This is a genomic window from Pseudomonas sp. K2I15 (assembly GCF_002204795.1).
Taxonomy (GTDB): Bacteria; Pseudomonadota; Gammaproteobacteria; order Pseudomonadales; family Pseudomonadaceae; genus Aquipseudomonas.
Map to the genome: position 1 here is coordinate 1 of NZ_NIXO01000065.1, position 17,997 is coordinate 17,997.

The 17,997-nt window shown below is 62.1% G+C and carries 15 protein-coding genes and 1 pseudogene; 14 read left to right on the forward strand and 2 right to left on the reverse strand.

Annotated features, from left to right (window positions below; translation table 11 throughout):
- The 13 genes and pseudogenes from CEC48_RS26755 to CEC48_RS26815 form a co-directional block, all read left to right on the forward strand.
- Positions 1-279, forward strand: a pseudogene (locus tag CEC48_RS26755) (DUF6124 family protein); the annotation flags it as partial.
- Positions 280-762: 483 nt separating this feature from the next.
- Positions 763-2,202 carry an undecaprenyl-phosphate glucose phosphotransferase gene (locus CEC48_RS26760; RefSeq protein WP_088426466.1) on the forward strand — a complete coding sequence of 480 codons (1,440 nt, stop codon included), beginning with the start codon at positions 763-765 and terminating at the stop codon, positions 2,200-2,202.
- The gene (locus CEC48_RS26765) at positions 2,202-3,662 is read left to right on the forward strand and encodes a mannose-1-phosphate guanylyltransferase/mannose-6-phosphate isomerase (RefSeq protein WP_088426467.1); all 1,461 of its coding nucleotides are present in this window, start codon (positions 2,202-2,204) and stop codon (positions 3,660-3,662) included. The genes CEC48_RS26760 and CEC48_RS26765 overlap by 1 nt, the downstream gene beginning before the upstream one ends.
- Before the next feature lies 1 nt (position 3,663).
- A complete protein-coding gene (locus CEC48_RS26770) occupies positions 3,664-4,575 on the forward strand; it encodes a glycosyltransferase family 2 protein (RefSeq protein WP_088426468.1) in 912 nt (303 codons plus the stop codon).
- Positions 4,576-4,604: 29 nt separating this feature from the next.
- Positions 4,605-5,369, forward strand: a complete 765-nt coding sequence (locus CEC48_RS26775) for a polysaccharide biosynthesis/export family protein (RefSeq protein ID WP_088426469.1) — start codon at positions 4,605-4,607, stop codon at positions 5,367-5,369.
- A 14-nt stretch (positions 5,370-5,383) separates the two neighbouring features.
- Positions 5,384-7,375 (forward strand): exopolysaccharide transport family protein, encoded by a 1,992-nt coding sequence (locus CEC48_RS26780; RefSeq protein ID WP_088426470.1) that lies wholly within the window; start codon positions 5,384-5,386, stop codon positions 7,373-7,375.
- Positions 7,375-8,565 (forward strand): glycosyltransferase, encoded by a 1,191-nt coding sequence (locus CEC48_RS26785; RefSeq protein WP_088426471.1) that lies wholly within the window; start codon positions 7,375-7,377, stop codon positions 8,563-8,565. The genes CEC48_RS26780 and CEC48_RS26785 overlap by 1 nt, the downstream gene beginning before the upstream one ends.
- On the forward strand, positions 8,555-9,883 hold the full coding sequence (locus CEC48_RS26790) for a cellulase family glycosylhydrolase (protein ID WP_088426472.1): 1,329 nt from the start codon (positions 8,555-8,557) through the stop codon (positions 9,881-9,883). Before CEC48_RS26785 ends, CEC48_RS26790 begins: the two co-directional genes overlap by 11 nt.
- A gap of 8 nt (positions 9,884-9,891) precedes the next feature.
- Positions 9,892-11,109 (forward strand): glycosyltransferase family 4 protein, encoded by a 1,218-nt coding sequence (locus CEC48_RS26795; protein WP_088426473.1) that lies wholly within the window; start codon positions 9,892-9,894, stop codon positions 11,107-11,109.
- Complete coding sequence (locus CEC48_RS26800) at positions 11,100-12,203, forward strand: glycosyltransferase family 1 protein (RefSeq protein ID WP_088426474.1); 1,104 nt, start codon at positions 11,100-11,102, stop codon at positions 12,201-12,203. The genes CEC48_RS26795 and CEC48_RS26800 overlap by 10 nt, the downstream gene beginning before the upstream one ends.
- A 2-nt stretch (positions 12,204-12,205) precedes the next feature.
- Positions 12,206-13,633: an O-antigen ligase gene (locus tag CEC48_RS26805; RefSeq protein ID WP_088426487.1), complete on the forward strand. Its 1,428-nt coding sequence runs from the start codon at positions 12,206-12,208 to the stop codon at positions 13,631-13,633.
- Between the two features lie 2 nt (positions 13,634-13,635).
- Complete coding sequence (locus tag CEC48_RS26810; RefSeq protein WP_088426475.1) at positions 13,636-15,051, forward strand: lipid II flippase MurJ; 1,416 nt, start codon at positions 13,636-13,638, stop codon at positions 15,049-15,051.
- 15 nt (positions 15,052-15,066) lie between these two features.
- Positions 15,067-16,131 carry an acyltransferase family protein gene (locus CEC48_RS26815; protein WP_371917786.1) on the forward strand — a complete coding sequence of 355 codons (1,065 nt, stop codon included), beginning with the start codon at positions 15,067-15,069 and terminating at the stop codon, positions 16,129-16,131.
- A gap of 127 nt (positions 16,132-16,258) precedes the next feature.
- Here CEC48_RS26815 and CEC48_RS26820 read toward each other — a convergent pair whose 3' ends face one another.
- Entirely contained in the window at positions 16,259-16,819 is a 561-nt protein-coding gene (locus tag CEC48_RS26820) for a DUF4174 domain-containing protein (protein ID WP_088426477.1), read from the reverse strand.
- A gap of 329 nt (positions 16,820-17,148) precedes the next feature.
- Between CEC48_RS26820 and CEC48_RS26825 the strand changes: the two genes are divergently transcribed.
- Positions 17,149-17,364 (forward strand): AbrB/MazE/SpoVT family DNA-binding domain-containing protein, encoded by a 216-nt coding sequence (locus CEC48_RS26825; protein WP_003208231.1) that lies wholly within the window; start codon positions 17,149-17,151, stop codon positions 17,362-17,364.
- 15 nt (positions 17,365-17,379) lie between these two features.
- Here CEC48_RS26825 and CEC48_RS26830 read toward each other — a convergent pair whose 3' ends face one another.
- Positions 17,380-17,958, reverse strand: a complete 579-nt coding sequence (locus tag CEC48_RS26830) for a GNAT family N-acetyltransferase (RefSeq protein WP_088426478.1) — start codon at positions 17,956-17,958, stop codon at positions 17,380-17,382.
- Positions 17,959-17,997: the final 39 nt, after the last annotated feature.

A 17,997-nucleotide genomic window follows, 5' to 3' on the forward strand; every position in this document is an offset into this window, starting at 1 on the left:
CCCCTCGACCTGCTAAAAAACCGCGCCGCCTTCAATCGCGCCCTCGAACACTACCTGCCCTCGCAGGGCTTCCACACCGTGAACGAAGACCTGAGCTTCGAAGACTCCCTGCTCTACACCGCAAGCCTGCTCAGCAGCGCCTCGGCCACCGCACTCGATTGCGGCGAACTGCTGCAAAGCCCCGAGTGAGCCAAGTTGTTGGCGGTGTGGCACTTGCTGGAAATTGCCAAGACCACGGTAGACCGTTCAATTGAGTGTTTGCACCTGCGCAAGGCTTAAAAAGCGCAACCTGACCGTCAATTTCAAAGGCAGCCATCAAGCTTAGTACGCCCCGATGTGGTGAAGGCCCTGCGCCCTCACCACTCGTCGCTTGTCCCCCAAAACCCCCGCATTCCACCCCCGTCAAAAAAATGTTTTCCTCCACGGCAGGAAAATTCCCAAGTTTGTTTCTACACTCCAAAACGCCAGCATTTTGTTCTCGAAAAACCCGAGAATCCGACCAAGACAGTCAACAAACTGTCGTGCGGAAGAGTGCCCGACAGGTCTAGGACGCCACTCTTATAAAAAAGTCAAAACCTTGACGAATCAATTAAAGGGCACCATCATTTAGCCATAACCCCGCAAATTCCCTGCAAATAGATAGGTAATTGCGTATTACCCAGCGAAGCAGCTGTTCGTCTGGCGCCACTTATAAAGCAAGCCCTGCCTTTATGGATGAGCAGCCGAACATGGAAGCCCTGGTGTGCAATGAGGGATGTTTTTATGCGCGAGAAGTCGTCAGTCGACAGCCTGTTTTTGACCCGGGCCGGTTTCATTGAATTCTTTGTTGTGTTCGTAAAATTGATGCACGGCTTCACCGCGGTTTTACCTGCACTGATCCTGCTGTTTTATCCAGAACCGATGGCCTCCGAGCTGCGCGCCCACTTTCTCGGCTTGCTGCTGTTCTTCGCGATCCTGACGATTATTCTGTTCCAGGCCATGGGGGTGTATTCCGAGGAGTTGTTCAGCAACCGGCTGCGGTTTCGCACCATGCTGGTGGCCTGGTCTTCCGCGTTTTGCATTTTGCTGTTCATGTACCAGATCCTGCTGATGTTCCCGCAGTTGAGCCCGCGTAACCTGGCGTTCTGGTTTGTCACCAGCCTGGGTTTGTTCGGGCTGGAACGCATGGTGATGCTGCGCCTGTTCCGCAACCTGATGACGAACGGCAAATACCTGCAACGCACGGTGATCCTCGGTTTCACCGACACCGCCGTGCACGTGGCCGACCACTTGCAGCGCAACGGTGATATCCGCTCCGGCCTGATCGGTTTTATCGACGACCGCACCGAGCGTATCCCCAAGGAACTGAGCAACCTGCCGCTGCTGGGCAATACCCGCGACCTGGAAAAACTGATCCGCTCCGAGCAGGTCAACCAGGTGATGATCACCCTGCCCTGGGCCGCCGAACAGCGGATCAACGGGCTGGTGAAGCGCCTGCGGCAGATGTCGGTCAACGTCATGCTGGTGCCCGACATGGCCGCCCTGCGCTATGGCCACAGCCGCATCACCGATGTCGGCGGCATCCTGATGTTCAACACGTCCCACGTGCCATTGCGGGGCTGGTCGCCGTTTATCAAGCGCTGCGAAGACCTGATTCTGGCAACCCTGGGCCTGGTGGCGTTGTCGCCGATCATGTTGATTACGGCGATTGCCATCAAGCTCGATTCCAAAGGCCCGGTGCTGTTTCGCCAGAACCGTTTTGGCTACAACGACAACGTGATCCGGGTGTTCAAGTTCCGCTCGATGTACGCCGAGATGAGCGACTTCAACGCCGACCGCCAGACCACCCGTGGCGACCCGCGCATCACCCGCGTGGGCCGGTTTATTCGCAAGACCAGCATCGATGAGTTGCCGCAGCTGTTCAACGTGCTGCTGGGCAACATGTCGATGGTCGGCCCGCGCCCACACGCCACCGCCACCAAGGCCGCCGGGGTGCCCTACGAAGTGGCCGTGAGCGAGTACAGCTCGCGGCACCGGGTGAAACCAGGCATCACGGGCTGGGCGCAAATCAACGGCTATCGTGGTGAGACCGACACGCTGTTCAAGATTCAGAAACGCGTTGAGTACGACCTGGAGTACATCTCGAAGTGGTCGGTGTGGTTCGACTTGTACATCGTTTTCATGACGGTCCCGGCCGTCCTTTCGACCAAGGAAGTCTATTGATGAACGCTCTCAACGGATTAATTCCCTGCATCATTTCCGGTGGCTCGGGCACTCGCCTGTGGCCGGTGTCGCGCCAGAACATGCCCAAGCCCTTCATGCGCATGCATGATGACCAGAGCCTGTTGCAGAAGACCTTCCTGCGGGCCAGCCACTTGCCGGGCGTGGAAAGCGTGCTGACGGTGACCAACCGCGACCTGCTGTTTCGCACCCTCGATGACTACCGCGTGGTGAACAAGACCCACCTGGCCCTCGACCTGTTGCTGGAGCCGTTTGGTCGCAATACCGCCGCCGCGATCGCCGTGGCCGCCCTGCATGTGCAGGAAAATTTTGGCGGTGAAGCGCAGTTGCTGATCCTGCCTGCCGACCATCTTATTCTCGATGAAAGCGCCTTCGCCGACGCCGTCACGCAAGCCCGTGAACTTGCAGAAGCCGGCTACCTGGTGACCTTCGGCATCCAGCCCGACCGCCCGGAAACCGGCTTCGGCTACATCGAACAAGGCGAAGCACTGGGCCAGGGTTTCCGGGTCAAGCGCTTCGTCGAGAAGCCCGACCTGGCCACCGCCCAGGGTTACCTGGACGGCGGCAAACACCTGTGGAATGCCGGGATGTTCTGTTTCAAGGCGAGCACCCTGCTGGAGGAACTGGCGCTGCACGCCCCCGCTGTTCTGGACGCCGCCAAGGCCGCCCTCGACCACAGCCACAGCCTGAATAACAACAACTGCCGCCAGCGTGAATTGAACGCCGAAGGTTTCGGCACCGCGCCCGATATTTCGATCGACGTGGCGCTGATGGAAAAATCCGCGCAAGTGGCCGTGGTGCCCTGCGACATCGGCTGGAGCGATATCGGCTCCTGGGACGCCGTACGCCAACTGACCCCGAGCGACGCCAATGGCAACCAGGTGAATGGCGAAGCGATTTTGCACGACGTGCACAACTGCTACATCGACTCGCCCAAGCGCGTATTGGGCGCGGTGGGCGTGAGCAACCTGATCATCGTCGACACCCCGGACGCGATCCTGATCGCCGACGCCAACCGCAGCCAGGACGTGCGCTACATCGTCGCCGAGCTCAAGCGCCAGAACCATCCGGCGTTCAGCCTGCACCGCACCGTGACCCGGCCGTGGGGCACCTACACCGTGCTGGAAGAAAGCAGCCGCTTCAAGATCAAGCGCATCGTGGTCAAGCCTCGTGCCTCGCTGTCGTTGCAGATGCACCATCACCGCAGCGAGCACTGGGTAGTGGTCAGCGGCGCGGCGATGATTACCAACGGCGACCGTGAATTCCTGATCAACGCCAACGAGTCCACCTACATTCCGGCCGGGCACAAGCACCGCCTGACCAACCCCGGCATCATCGACCTGGTGATGATCGAGGTGCAGAGCGGCGAGTACCTGGGGGAAGACGACATTGTGCGCTTTGACGATATCTACGGGCGTGCGCCCGCAGAAGTGAAGCCTTGATATGCGTACCGCCCTGATCATCCCGACCCGCAACGCGGCCAGCTACCTGGACAGGCTGCTGCCGGCGCTGCGCATGCAAACCCTGCAACCGGACGAAACCCTGGTGGTCGACAGCGCCTCCAGCGATGACACCGTGGCGCGTTTTCGCGAGTTCGGCGTACGGGTCGAAGTGATCGATGCCAAGGATTTCAACCATGGCGGCACCCGCCGCTGGGCCAGCGAACAAGTCGACGGCGACGCGCTGATCGTCATGACCCAGGACGCGATCCCCGCCGCCCCCGAGACCTTCGCCAACCTGGTGGGCGAGCTGGAGCTGGACCCGCTCAACGGCGTTGCTTATGGCCGCCAATTGCCGCACCCGGACGCCGGTGTGTTGGGCGCCCAGTCACGCCGCTTCAATTACCCGCCGCAAAGCCGCAGCAAAAGCCTGGCTGATGCGCCGGAGCTTGGGATCAAGACCTGCTTCAGCTCGGATTCGTTTTCGGTGTACCGACGCAGCGCCCTGCAAGCCGTCGGTGGCTTCCCCGCGGATGTGATCGGCAGCGAGGACGCCTACGTCGCCGCCCGCATGCTGCTGGAAGGCTACAAGGTGCGCTACGCCGCCACCGCCCTGGTCTATCACTCCCACGATTACCGTCTCATGGATGAGTTTCACCGCTACTTCGACATTGGTGTTTTCTACGGCCGCGAGCCGTGGATCCGCCAGGCTTTTGGCGATGCCGGCGGTGAAGGTAAACGCTATGTACTGGCCGAGCTTCGAGCATTACGCGAAGCCGGTGCATTGCACCGCGTACCCGAAGTACTGGTGCGCAGCGCGTTCAAATTGCTCGGCTACCGGCTGGGCCATCTGGAGCGCCAGCTCCCCCTCGCCCTTAAGCGGCGCATCAGCATGTTCCCCGGTTATTGGAGGTGAGCATCATGACCTACAGGAAGACCCCTTTGATGAAACGAACCTTGCTCGTCCTGGCCATGATGGCATTGGCCGCCTGCAATACCCCGGCGCGGATCGTCGCGCCCGACGGGAAAACGGTGGATGAGGGCAAGCAGGCCCTCGACCGCATGGCCCAGTTGCCGCCGGCCGTGGAGCGTATCCGCATCGGCGACCAACTGCGTATCGTGCGCGATGCCGGGGAAATGCCGACCCTGTCGGCGTTCAACGTCAGCACGATTTACGAGCTGACGCTGTACACCGTGCAGAACGACGGCAAGATCAACTACCCCTTCCTGGGCCCGGTCCAGGTGGCGCGGCGAACGCCGGCGGAAGTCGCCGCCGAGCTGAGCCAGAAGCTCGCACCGGTGTATCGCGAACCCCGGGTGACGGTGAACATCAACCAGGCGCCGGGTAACACGGTGATCGTCGGCGGCGCGGTGTTAAACCCGTCGGCTATCTCCATCGCAACGGCCCCGACCATGGAGCAGGCGATTCTCGGTGCCGGCGGCGTGAGCTCGGTGGGCAACGCGAGCATGGTCGCCCTGTTGCGTGAAGATGGCCAAGGTATCTATCACGCCTACTTCCTGGATTTCAGCCAGTACCTGAAGAACGGCGCACTGGGCCGCAAGCCCGTGACGCTGCAACGCGGTGACGTGGTGTTTGTACCCAAGTCCAACGTCGGCGAACGGATCCAGGGCGTGGACACTTACCTGAACCAGCTGATTCCCTTCACCAAATCCATTGGTGTGGGCTACAGCTACACCACGAACCACTAAAGGAGCGACATCCCATGATCGAGATCCGTTCTTTTCGTGATCTTCTGCGTCTGTTCTTCATCTTCAAGCACGAGTTCAAACTGGCCGCGCTTGCTGCGCTGGTGATCATTTTGCTGGGGGCGTTTTTGCTGCCGGCCAAGTATGAATCCACCGCGCGGCTGCTGGTAAAACCAGGGCGTGACTCGACGATGCCGATCGAGGTCGACAACCGTCAGCCGATCGTCATGCCGAGCACCCAGCGCGACCCGATTGTCGACGAAGAACGCCTGCTGACCGGGCGCCCCATCGTGCGTGCAGTGGCCGAGCATTACCTGGACGTGATGGACAAGATGCAGCCGCCGGAAGGCGTGTGGAAGCGCACCAAGTGGTACGTCAAAAAAGGCATCAGCGCGGTATTTGACGGCGTACGAGTGGTACTGGAAACCGTCGGCATCGTTGAGGAAACCACCCCGGTGGAACGCCTGGCGAAAAGCCTGGAGAAAAACTTCGACGTGACCCACGCCATCGGCTCCACGGTGATGGACATCAGCTTCACCTGGGATGACCCGCAAATCGCCCAGGCGGTGGTCAAGGACTGGGTCGAAACCTACATCGACGAGCGCACCCAGGCCCTGGGCCGCAAGAGCCTGTACGCGTTCTATGAAGGCCAGGTGTCTTCCAGCGCTGCCCAGATCAAGAGCTACAAGGAGCAGATCCTCACGCACTTGAACGACATTGGCGCGTCGAGCATCACTGACCGCCTGGAAGACTTGTCCGAGCGGATCAACGTGCTGCGCGGCGAAGTGTTCAATTCCACTCGCCTGATCGCCTCCTCCGACGTGGCGTTGCAGAGCACCCGTGAACAACTCAAGGGCCAGCCCAAAGAGGTGACCACGGTTCGCCAGATCGCGCTGAACCCGCAGCAACAAGACTTGCGTCGCCTGCTGAACCAGAAGCTCCTGGAAAAAGCCGACATGATGCGTACCTACACGGATAACGCGCCGCCGGTCAAAGCCCTGGACGCCTCGATCCGTGCCATGCAGGCCCAGGTTGCCGGTGAAAGCGACACGGTGCAAAGCTCCGAGAACCGCGCGCCGAACACCCTGGAGATCCACCTGCAACGGGTACTGCTGGATGAGACCAGCCGCAACCAGTCCCTGCGTACACAGTTGGTGCAACAGCAAAAACAACTGACGGAACTGGAAGCCCAACGCAAGGATGCCCTGGCCATTGAGCCGGAACTGGCACGCCTGGCCCGTGAGCTGAACGGCACCGAGAAAAACTACGCGCTGTATGTGGACAGCCTGGAAAAATCGCGGATCGACCGTGAACTGGACAAGAGCCAAATCAGTAACATCGCGGTGATCGAAGAAGCCACCCTGAACCCTGGGCGCGTCTTCCCGAAAACCCTGCTGATGCTGTTGCTGGCGATCCCGTTCTCGATCGTGGTGGGGCTGCTGGTGATCTACCTGTGCTACCTGCTGGATCAACGGATCCACGACGGCGGCCTGGTGGAAGGCAAGTTCGGCCTGCCACTGTGGACCACGCTGCCGGAGCTGGACACCAGCACCGCGCAAAGCACCAACGCCTTCAACGCGAGCATTTATCGCTTGTACGGTTTGCTGCCGCTGGAGCGTATTGCCGAACAGGGCCTGACCCTGGGGCTGACCTCGGCGCGACACGGTGAAGGCGTGAGTTTTATCGTGGAGCAGTTGCGCCAGTTGCTGGAAGAGAACGGTGTGCGGGTGCGGGTCGGCGGTGTTGAGCCGGCGATTCCGGGCCAGGTGGTGTTGCTGGATGCCTCGGCGCTGCTGGACAACCGCGACGCCTTCATCAACCTGCGCCGTGCCGACCTGATTGCGCTGGTTGTAGAAGCGCAAAAAAGCACGGTGCCGGTGGTGGAACACGCGCTGTCGATCCTCACCACGGCGTTCGGCAAGGTGGATGGCATCATCATCAACCGCCGCAAGTTCGAGGTGCCGGTCAAGGTGCTGAAAAACATCGCCAAGTACCGGGGTTCGTTCTGATGCGCATCGCCCTGCTCGCTCCCCTGCCGCCGGAAAAGAACGGGATCGCCGACTACGCGAACCATTTCAAGACGGCACTGGAGCAACTGGGCGTCGAGGTGGCTACGCCCTTGACGGGCGTGGTCGGCAGCACGGCGTCGATCAAGCAAGCCATTGCCGGTTTCGACTGGCAGGGTGTTGACCTGGTCCACGCCGAGCTGGGCGGTGGGCGGCTGGGGGAGTTTTTGGCCCTGCGCGAATTGCGCAAGGCCTACCCTGCGCTGCCGTTGACCGCCACGGTGCATGACCCGGAACGCATGGTCTGGCGGCGCGAGCAATTGCCCTTTCCGCTGAACCTGCTGGAATCCTTGCCCAGCCCATTGCCCCAGGCGGCGGTGGTGCTGGCCGATCCCTTGACCCTGCGCGAAGAACGTCACGTCGCCCAGGGCCTGACCCGGCTGGTGACCCTCACCCGCCTGGGCGCCGACTGCCTGACTGCGCGCATGCAATTGCCCGCAGGCAAGGTGGCGGTGATCAACCACGCCAACCTGGATATTGCGCCGGTGGCCTTGCCGCCACTGGACACGCTGCACCTGCTGTATTTTGGTTTTATCTACCGTGGCAAAGGCATCGAAGACCTGTTGCAGGCATTGGCCGCCGTCTTCGAAAAAGCCCCTGAATTGCGTGACCGTGTGCGCCTGACCCTGGCCGGTGGCACTGCCGCCGAAATGGCGTTTGGCGCAGGCGGCAATTACCTGGAGCAGTTGAAAAGCCAGATCGCCGAACTCGGCCTGGCGGGCTCCATCGACTGGCGGCTGAATTTGCCGGCCAGCGAAATCCCGCAGACGATCCAGGCGCACCATGTGATGGTGCTGCCGTATCGCGAATCGAAAAAGCTTGGCCTGTTGGGCCGCCAGCGCGGTACCAGCGGCGCATTGTCGTGGGCAGCCGCCTGCGGGCGCGGCGCAATCACGTCTGATGCCCGGGCGTTTGCCGAGGAAGTCGCCAGCGGCAATGGCGCCATCTACCCACAAGGCGATGTGGCGGCGTTGAGCGAGCAATTGCTGTTGCTCGCACGCAACCCGCAGCAGGCCCGGGACTGGGCCGAGCGCGCCGCCGCGATTGGCCGTGAACGGCTGTGGCCGTTGACCGCGCAGAAGTTCGTGGCCCTGTTTGAACAAGCCATTGCAGGAGGCAACCATGGCGCGTAAACGGACTTACCTGGCGACCCTTGTGGTGGTCGCCGCACTGGGTTTGACCGCCTTTCTCTGGGGCCGCCCGGCCGATGCAGAGAGCCATGTGCTCAAGGGCACCAAAGAGATCGTGTGGAAGGATTTTTTGGGGGTGAACGCGCAGTTCCTGTGGTTCAGCCCTGAGCGTTATCAAAAGCAGATTGACCGCCTCAAGGCCCTGGGCCTGGAATGGGTGCGCCTGGACCTGCACTGGGACCAACTGGAAACCGCCGAGAACCAGTACAACCTCGCCACCCTCGACGAGCTGGTGAACAAGCTGCAGCAGAACCAGATCAAGTCGGTGTTCTACCTGGTGGGCTCGGCGAAGTTCGCCACCACCGCGCCGGCCTCCTCGCCTTATCAGGACCAGTTCCCGCCCAAGGACCCGAGCATCTTCGCCAACCGCATGGCGTTGCTGTCCCAGCGTTACCCCAGCGTGGATGCCTGGCAGGTATGGAACGAGCCGAACCTGCTGGGGTTCTGGCGCCCCGCCGCCGACCCGGCCGGCTACGCCAACCTCTTGCAAGTCACCGCCGCCGCGCTGCGGGTGGTGAACCCGAACAAACCGGTGGTGGCCGCCGGCATGGCGTTCTTCAGTGAAATGCCCAATGGCCAGAACATGCTCGACGGCCTGCTGCAACTGAGCGTGCCGAGCCTGAACACCGTCATGTCCTATCACCCCTACACCCAATTGCCCGAAGGCAACACACCGTCGAACCTGGACTTTGTCGAAAAGACCAGCGCCCTCAACCAGAAACTGCGAGCGGCCGGGGTCAAGACCCTGTGGAGCACCGAGTGGGGCTGGTCGACCTATAAGGGCCCGAAAGAGCTGCAGGATTTCATCACCCCACAAGGCCAGGCCGACTACATCGTGCGCCGCATCGCACTGATGAGCGCGCTGGATTTCGACAAGATTTTCCTGTTCACCCTGAGCGACCTGGACCAGCGCGCCAGCGTGCGTGACCAGAGTTATGGCTTGCTGGATATCGACACCAATCCCAAGCCGTCGTATACCGCTTTGCAGAATTTCCTTCAGGTGAGCGGGCCTAAATTGACCCCCGGCGAACCACCCACTGCCGACCAGTTGCCCGACGGCCTGTTCAGCATTGGCTGGACCCGTGCCGACGGGCGCAAAGTGTGGTTCTTCTGGTCGGCCCGTGGCGGCAGCGCGCACTTGCCGGGCATGACCACTGCCACCTTGTATGACCCGTTACGCGGCACCGAAACACCCTTGAGTGGCACCAACGGACTGGACGTACCGGTCAAGCCGAACCTGCAAATTCTGTTATGGGATTGAAGCCACCCATGCGCATCCTCTGGATCCTGCCCTACTCGCCTTGGCCCGCTACCAGCGGCGGCAAGACGCGCCAGTTTCATTTGCTGCGCAGCCTGGCTGCGCGCGGGCACCGGATCACCTTGCTGTTGCATGACAAGCACGCGGTGTCTCTCACCGATCGCCAGGTGCTGGAAGCGTTTCTGGAGCAGGTGATCATCCTGCCAAGGCGCCCGCTGCGCAGCCTGAAAACCCTGCTGGCCGGGCTGTTTGCGCCCTACCCGTTGCTGGCCAGTGTGAATGGGCTGTCGGATGCCTTGCAGGACACCTTCGAGCGATTGCTGACCGAGCATTGGGATGTGGTACAGATCGAACACACCTATACCTTCCAGCCCTATGAAGATGCGCTTGCCCGTCACTCCCAGCCGTTTGTGCTGACCGAACACAACGTCGAATCGTCCCTTGGCGCGGCCACCTACGACCGTCTTCCCGGCTGGGCCCTGCCGTTTATTCGTTACGATCAATGGCGCTACGGCCGCTGGGAACGGCGGGTGATGCGCCAGGCAGCGCAAGTAGTCGCGGTGACTGAAGCCGACGCCCAGACCCTGGCGCAGATTGCCGGAAAACCGGTGCCGGTGGTGGTCAACGGCGTGGACTGCGCGCACTTCGCCGCCGCCCGCCCGGACCCAACGACCCGCCGCGTGCTGTTTCTGGGTAACTACGAATACGCACCCAACGTCGATGCCATCGAGTGGGCACTGGATGAAATCCTGCCGAAGGTATGGGCCCGCTGCCCGGACGCACGCATGAGTGTCTGCGGCTTCGGCATGCCGCAAAGCTGGCGCGAACGCTGGAAAGACGGGCGCATCGAGTGGCAAGGTTTTGTCCCCAACCTGCTGGCGCTGCAATCGAGCTGCTCGGTGTTTTTGGCGCCGTTGCGTCATGGCGGCGGCTCCAAGCTCAAGGTGCTTGAAGCCCTGGCCGCCGGCCTGCCGCTGGCGAGTACTGACCAAGGCGTGTCGGGCCTGGACCTGGTGGAAGGCCTGGACTACTTCGGCGGCCAAACCGCCGACAGCCTGGCCGACGCCGTGGTGCGCCTGCTGCAACAACCTGAAGTCGCAGCCCCGATGGGCGAAGCCGGTCGCGCCTATGTGCGCCGCGCCCATGACTGGAGCGTTGCCGCCAGCCAGCTGGAACAGGTTTACGCGCAACTGTCGCCCCTGAGCCAAAAGGAGCCGGTATGCGCGTAGGCCTCGATTACCGCACCGTCGGCACCTCGCCGCAATCGGGCATCAGCCGCCAGGTGTACGCCCTGGAAGATGCCCTGCGCGCCATGCCCGGCATCGAGCTTGAGCGCTTTAGCGTGGCGCCGCTGGGCGATGAGTTGCGCCTGAGTGCCCATTGCCCGGACTGGGGCTGCGCCAAAACGGCGATGCACCAGCCTCATCAGCGCCTGCGTTTCGAGGCAGGATTCTTACCCAAGGCCCTGCGCGACGAGCGTATCGACGTGTACATCAGCACCTTCAATATGGGCCTGCCGCTGCCGCCCAAACCCAAAGGCCTGCGTACCGTGGTGCTGCTGCATGATCTGTTTCAGATCACCCTGGACAACTACCACGCCAATCGCCTGAAGGCGATGATCTACAAGGCCAGCGATCGCCTGTCGATCACCTATGCAGTGCACACGGCAGACCGGGTGTGGACACCTTCGCAGTACAGCGCCGATGAAACCGCGCGGCTGTTTCCCAAGGCGGCGGGCAAGATTCGGGTGTTGCCCAATCAGGTGGTCGGCTTTGTCGGTCTTCCGGCGGACCTCTCGGCCCGGCAGTTGCCCGAGCGCTACTGGCTGCTGGTGGGCACCCGGGAATTGCGCAAGAACGTGCCGTTCCTGGTGGACGCCTGGCACCAGGCGCGCAGCCAATCACCGAGCGTGCCGGAGTTGGTGCTGGTGGGCAGCCTGGAGCATTTGCCCGAAGCGCAACGCGGCTATCCCGGGATACGCGCGTTGAGCGGTTTGTCCGATGCCGAGTTGCACGGCCTCTACCGCAAGGCCTCGCGCCTGTGGCAGCCTTCTTACGCGGAAGGCTTTGGCTTGCCGGTGATCGAAGCCCTGAGCGTCGGCACCCCGGTCGCGGTGGCCAGCGGTACCTCGCTGGATGAAATCACCCCGCCGTTGGCGCCGCGTTTTTCACCCACCGACGGCGCAGCATTAGTGCAATTGATGCTGCACCTGGCCGACCAACCCGTTGAACAGCCACCTGAACAGTTACGCAGCTGGGCCGAACGCTTCAACCACCAGGCCTACCGTCGGCGCCTGGCCGAACTGATCGAGGAATTGAATTGAGAATCTCACTGAGTAGCCTCGTCGCCATCCTCTTCGGCCTGCTGTTTGGTGGGTTGATCCTGTTCCTTTCCCCAGCCAAGGCCGTGCTGGCAGTGATCGGCCTGGCCGCGGCCGTGACGATTTTGCGATTCCCGTTCTGGGGGCTGCTACTGTTCGCCCTGGTGGCGACGTTCATGCCCTACTCCACCCTTAACCTGGGGATTCGCAGTACGGTCAGCGAAGCGCTGATCGCCCTGACCTGGGCCGCGGTGATCTGGCACGGTTTCCTCTCGCGGCTGCCGGCCGCACCACCGCTGTCGCGGCGCCCTACCGACCGCATGCTGATGTGGCTGATGATCTTCACGGTGGTGCCGTTTATCGTCGGCCAGGTGAGCATTACCGCCGAGGCCAGCGGCTTGGCGAACTGGCTGCGCTGGTTGCTGAACCTGTCGGTGCTGTTCCTCGCCGCCAAGCTGCTGGTTGAGCAGAAAAACCGCGAAACCCTGGTGATCGCGCTGCTGCTGGGCACCCTGGCGATGCTGGTGATGTCCATCGGCGTGTTTATCCGCTCACGCTCAGCCTCGGGCATGCTGCCGATCCTGACCCTGATGAACTACGGCAGCCTCGACACCCTGTCCCTGGGCCTGAGTGCGATGGCCTCGCGGATGGGTTCGCCGTGGATGCATCCCAACGCCACCGGCGGGATCATGGCGTTGCTGCTGCCGTTGGCGTTCTGCTACGGCATCACCAACACCGGCTGGAAACGCGGCCTCGGCCTGGGCGTTGCCTGCCTGGGCGCAGCGGCCTTGCTGTTGGCCAGTAGCCGGGGGGCGATGGTCAGCCTGGCGCTGGTACTGATCTGGATGGCGTCGCGCCGGGTGCCGTACACCGGGCGTTTGCTGATGATCGGATTGGCGTTGGCCGTGGCGCTGGTGCTGTCGTATCCGCCGTTGCAGGAACGTCTGGCGACGATCTTTTCGGCCCAGAACGCGAGTACCGAAGTGCGCTTTGACGAGTACCGGATGTTCCCTCAGGCCGTGGCCAGTTACCCGCTGGGCATTGGCTTCAAGGTTGACCCGCCGGTGCCGGGCACGCACTTGCTGGGGATCTCCAACCTGTGGCTGAACTTCGTCTACAAGACCGGCGTGATCAGCATGCTGCTGTTTATCGCCGTGACCTGGCGCTGGTGGCGTGAGTCCCGGCCGGAAATCGGCCCGATCCGCCTGACCAAGGACAACGCGATCTGGCTGGGCAGCACGGCGGGGATTCTGTCGGCGCTGGTCAGCGGCTTTTTTGACCACTACTTCAGCTTCGCCCTGGTGATGATTGCGCTGTTCTGGCTGATGGTGGGGATCAACGTGCTGGAGGCGCGGCGACTGTTTCCGGCGCGCCTGCCAAAGGTCAAGACCGTGGCGTATCGCAAGCCCGTGCCCGATAGCGTCGGGCCCTAGGCATGCTTGGATCGGCGTTCTGGTTGACCCTGGCGACCTTGCTGGGGCTGTGCCTCGGGTTTGCCCGTGAGTGGTTGTTGGTGGCGGCCTGGGGTGCGGGCGAGCGCAGCGATGCGTTCCTGATCGCGCTGTTCTTGCCCGAAGCATTGCGCATGTCGCTGGCCGGTGGCGTGCTGAGTGCCGCCGCCCTGCCGTTGTACCTGCAACGCAAGGACGGCGAACGCCTGGACTGGCTGGCGGTGTTGTTTCCGGCGCTGCTGCTGATTGCCCTGGTGACCAGCCTGCTGTTGACGTTGCTGGCGCCGTGGCTGGTGCAACTGCTCGGCCCGGGGCTTGCGGCCAGCGCCACCAGCCTGGCCAGCAGCAACTTGCAGATCCTCGCCTGGAGCGTGCCGGGCTTGATGCTGCATGCGCTGTTCAGTATTCCGTTGCAGGCCAGCGAGCGTTTTGTGGTCGCGGGGCTCGGCTCGTTGCTGTTCAACCTGCCGCCGGTGACCTACCTCGCCCTCGCCGGCACCGCCACGCAACCGCACTCGCTGGCGTTGGCCTGCCTGACCGGCAGCCTGCTGATGCCCCTGGCGTTGTTGCCGTCGATGTTGCACCTGGGCTGGCGGCCTTGGCGGCTGCGGGCTTCGACACTGGAATTACGCGAATTGGGCGGACGCATCGGCCCGCTGTTGCTGAGCAATGGCGCGAGCCAAGGCCTGGCATTGATTGAACGGCTGGTGGCTTCGCTGTTGGGTGAAGGCGCCGTGACGTGGGTCAACCTGGCCCGCAAGCTGATGAACTTGCCGCTGATTGCGCTGATGAGCCTCAACCAGGTGCTGCTGGGCATGATGAGCCGGCGCCAGGGCGACGAGCGCCTGGCCCTGCTCAAGCGCGGCCTGGAAACCGCCAGCCTGCTGACCCTGCCCGCCGGTGTCGGCCTGGTGGCGGCGGCGCCAAGCCTGGTGGCGTTGCTGCTGCCCAAGCAGTCGGTGGATTCGCCGCTGCCGCTGCTGCTGGCCTGGTTTGCCGTGCCGTTGGTATTCGGCGCCTGGAATGCCCTGCTGGCGCGTTATGCCTACGCCGCCGGCGACACCCGCCAGCCGCTGCGTTGCGAATTGCTGGGCAGCCTGGTCAACGTGTTGCTGCTGGGTGTACTGCCGTTTGTGTTTGGCCTGGCGGGCATCCCGCTGGCCGCCCTCGCCGGTGTGCTGTGCACCGCGTTGCTGTTGATGCAGCGCCAGGGCTTGCTCGGGGCCCTGCCCTGGAAGCCGCACTGGTTGTTGAGTGGGCTGGTGATGGGCTTGGCAGCGCTGGTGTTGTTCAAGGTTCAAGGCGTTTGGCTACAGCTGGGGTTGAGCACCCTGGCCGGGGCCGTGGTGTTGCTGGGCATGGGCCTGTGGCTCAAGCCGTGGCGCAAAGCAGATTTATAGAGTGGGAGCAGTCAGGTGAAAAAACGCTGGATTCAAATGGATATTGCCAAGGGCATTGGCATCCTGATCATTGTGTTCGGGCATGGTTGGTTCGTGGAGCACTCCCCGAATTTGCTGTACCCGATACTGGCGGTCTTCATCTTGCCGCTGTTCTTTTTCCTGTCTGGGGTGTTCTTCAAGCCCGAGCAGCCCTTCGTCGAAATGGCGGTGCGCAAGGCCGATGCCCTGCTCAAGCCCTTCTTCACCACGATGCTGGTGTACGTCTTGGTGCGCGATGTCCTGCGTGGCCAACCGCTGCTGCCCGACATTGGCGGCGTGCTGTATGCCTCGGTGGATACCCTGCCCTGGCAAGCCTTGTGGTTTTTGCCGCACTTTTGGGCGGCGATGCTGTTTGGCTGGGTGATGCTGCGGCTGATGCAACGCCTGGGCCTGTCCCTGGTGTGGAGTTGCGTGGTGGTGGGCGTGCAGTTGCTGCTGGGGGTCTGGACCCTGGACTGGTTCTGGCAGGTACCGATCACCGTCGGTGGCCAGACCTGGACGATGCCGGGGCTGCCCTTCAGCCTGGATGTGACGTTGATCAGCAGCACCTATTTCATCCTCGGCTACCTGCTGCGGGACGTACTGCGCAAACACCAGAGTTCACTGCTGAGCATGGTGGTGGCGCTGGTGGTGTACTTCGCGATTTTCATCCCGACCTGGGACACCATGGACCTGGCCCAGCGGCGCTATGACCATTGGCTGTGGACCAGTGCGCTGGCGGTGATCGGTGTGTACATCTGCTGGGCGCTGGCGGGGTTGATGATGACGTCTGCGGTATTGACGCGCGCGATGACGTACATCGGGCAGTCGACACTGATTCTGTTGATTTTCCATGGCGAGATTCAGCACAAGACCATTGCCTTGCTGCAGCACTTGGGGCTGCCGGATGTGGCGGCGGCGTTTATCGGGCTGGTGGTGGCGGTGGTGGTGCCGTTGATGATTGGCGAGGTGATCAAGCGGGTGGCGTTTTTGCGGTTTTTCTACTTCCCGTTTCCGGTGCGCAAGGCGCCGGTGGTGGCTGGGGAGAAGCCTGGGGGCTAGGGCTCAGCGGTTCACGTTCCACTGTAGGAGCGGGCTTGCTCGCGAAGGTCGTTAACGATGACGCGTGCATCCTGAATCAACGCGGCGCCTTTACGTTTTTCGCGAGCAAGCTTGCTCCTACAAGGTTTCAGTCATCCAGTGAGGGTTGCGGGGCGGCGTGTTTGGTGGCCTTGCCTGGCTTGGTGCCTGCCTTGCCAGCGGGCGGAGCAGCCGGTTCGGGAACAGCCGGCGCGGCGGCTTCTTTTTCTGCCATCGGCATTTTGTCGATTTCGCTGAACAGGTCGGCCAGTTCGACGGTATCCGGTGGCACCGTCTTCTCCAGCTTGGTCTCGCCGTCCTTGCCCACCAGGATCACCTTGGTGGCGCTGCCGGCACCGAGTTTGAGGGCGCGCACCAGGGCGTTGGTCTCCTGGGGGCCCAGGTCCTTGCCGTCGCGCTTGCCGGAAATGCCGATCGAGGTGTTGGTGACGGTGTACAGCACCATGTTGCGCTGGGTGAACGACGCCTTGTTGGCGGGTTCTTCGATAGCGTTCTTGAGTGTGTTCAGGGTGTCGAGCGAGTCGGGTGCGAAGACAATCAGCGGGCGGGATTTACCCAAATCCTGCTTGAGCGGGTTGAGATCATCCGCGGCCAACAGCGGCCCCGTAAAAGCCATCAAGGTAGCCAGGGTCAGCGACCGGATGAGCATGCGCACCTCCTTTGAATTCCATGCAGGGTTCTTGAGTTTCATGTCTGCGACAGTCAAATTCAAGGATGATTCCTACACAGCTTCAGAAAGCGTAGGTCAGGACGCCCGCGACGCAAGGCGTTTAGCCACCTTCGCCGGATTGTTTCTTCTGATTGCGGACACGTACAGCGGCCAATGTCGGGCAAACACTGGCGCTGTGCTTCAGGGCCATTTCGATGATGCGCGTGCCAGCGACTTGGGCTCCGTAGAGGCTGTAATCGGTGCTGAGCCTCCTGGCAGTGGGTTGAGGTGTTAGGCTAGGCCGTTCAATCGTTCAACGGGAAGCCATCATGCACAGCAAACGCGTCACGATCGAAGACTGGGACGGCGACGGCGCCATTCGCCTGCCGGATGAAGCCTTGCAGGAACTGGGGCTGGATGTGGGCGACACGCTGTACATCGTCGAGACCTATGTGGGCACGCAGAAAGGGTTTGTGTTGTCGACCACACCAAAGATTGCCGACCGGATGGATGAGTTGGTGGAAGAGCTGAGCCACAAGCCCTGAGGCTTGCGGCAACGCTCAGTAAGCCAGCTTGGCCAGCAAACCCGCCTTCACCTGCGGCCATTCCGGATCAATGATGCTGAAGCGCACCGAGTTGCGCTTGCGGCCATCGGGCATGATGCGCTCATGGCGCACGATCCCCTCCTGTACAGCGCCGAGGCGCAGGATCGCGGCCCGGGATTTTTCGTTGAGTTCATCCGTGGTGAATTGCACCCGCACGCACTCCATCACTTCAAACGCGTGGGTCAGCAGTAACAGCTTGGCTTCGGTGTTGACCCCGGATTTCTGCACCGACTGGCTGAGATACGTGTGGCCGATCTCCAGCTTGCGGTTGACCCGGTCGACCTTCCAGAAACGCGTGCTGCCCACCACCCCGCCGGTGTCACGGCGCACGATCACAAACGGCATCATGGTGCCTGCGTCACGCCCGGCCAGGGCGATGTCCACGTACTTGTCGACCGTGTCGGGGCCCGGCACGTTGGTCACCTTCAGGTTCCACAATTGCCCGTCGGCGGCGGCCTGTACCAGGGCGGCCGAGTGTTCGCGTTGCAGGGGGCGGAGTTCGACCGTGGTGCCGGTCAGGATGATTTCAGTCATGTGAGTGCTGCGCCGTCTGGTGGTCGTCAGTGGCCAAGA

What these genes read in the sequence shown, in the direction of transcription:
- CEC48_RS26760 (WP_088426466.1), top strand. Translation starts at nt 763, where the DNA reads ATGCGCGAGAAGTCGTCAGTCGACAGCCTGTTTTTGACCCGGGCCGGT.
- CEC48_RS26765 (WP_088426467.1), top strand. Translation starts at nt 2,202, where the DNA reads ATGAACGCTCTCAACGGATTAATTCCCTGCATCATTTCCGGTGGCTCG.
- CEC48_RS26770 (WP_088426468.1), top strand. Translation starts at nt 3,664, where the DNA reads ATGCGTACCGCCCTGATCATCCCGACCCGCAACGCGGCCAGCTACCTG.
- CEC48_RS26775 (WP_088426469.1), top strand. Translation starts at nt 4,605, where the DNA reads ATGAAACGAACCTTGCTCGTCCTGGCCATGATGGCATTGGCCGCCTGC.
- CEC48_RS26780 (WP_088426470.1), top strand. Translation starts at nt 5,384, where the DNA reads ATGATCGAGATCCGTTCTTTTCGTGATCTTCTGCGTCTGTTCTTCATC.
- CEC48_RS26785 (WP_088426471.1), top strand. Translation starts at nt 7,375, where the DNA reads ATGCGCATCGCCCTGCTCGCTCCCCTGCCGCCGGAAAAGAACGGGATC.
- CEC48_RS26790 (WP_088426472.1), top strand. Translation starts at nt 8,555, where the DNA reads ATGGCGCGTAAACGGACTTACCTGGCGACCCTTGTGGTGGTCGCCGCA.
- CEC48_RS26795 (WP_088426473.1), top strand. Translation starts at nt 9,892, where the DNA reads ATGCGCATCCTCTGGATCCTGCCCTACTCGCCTTGGCCCGCTACCAGC.
- CEC48_RS26800 (WP_088426474.1), top strand. Translation starts at nt 11,100, where the DNA reads ATGCGCGTAGGCCTCGATTACCGCACCGTCGGCACCTCGCCGCAATCG.
- CEC48_RS26810 (WP_088426475.1), top strand. Translation starts at nt 13,636, where the DNA reads ATGCTTGGATCGGCGTTCTGGTTGACCCTGGCGACCTTGCTGGGGCTG.
- CEC48_RS26820 (WP_088426477.1), bottom strand. Translation starts at nt 16,819, where the DNA reads ATGCTCATCCGGTCGCTGACCCTGGCTACCTTGATGGCTTTTACGGGG.
- CEC48_RS26825 (WP_003208231.1), top strand. Translation starts at nt 17,149, where the DNA reads ATGCACAGCAAACGCGTCACGATCGAAGACTGGGACGGCGACGGCGCC.
- CEC48_RS26830 (WP_088426478.1), bottom strand. Translation starts at nt 17,958, where the DNA reads ATGACTGAAATCATCCTGACCGGCACCACGGTCGAACTCCGCCCCCTG.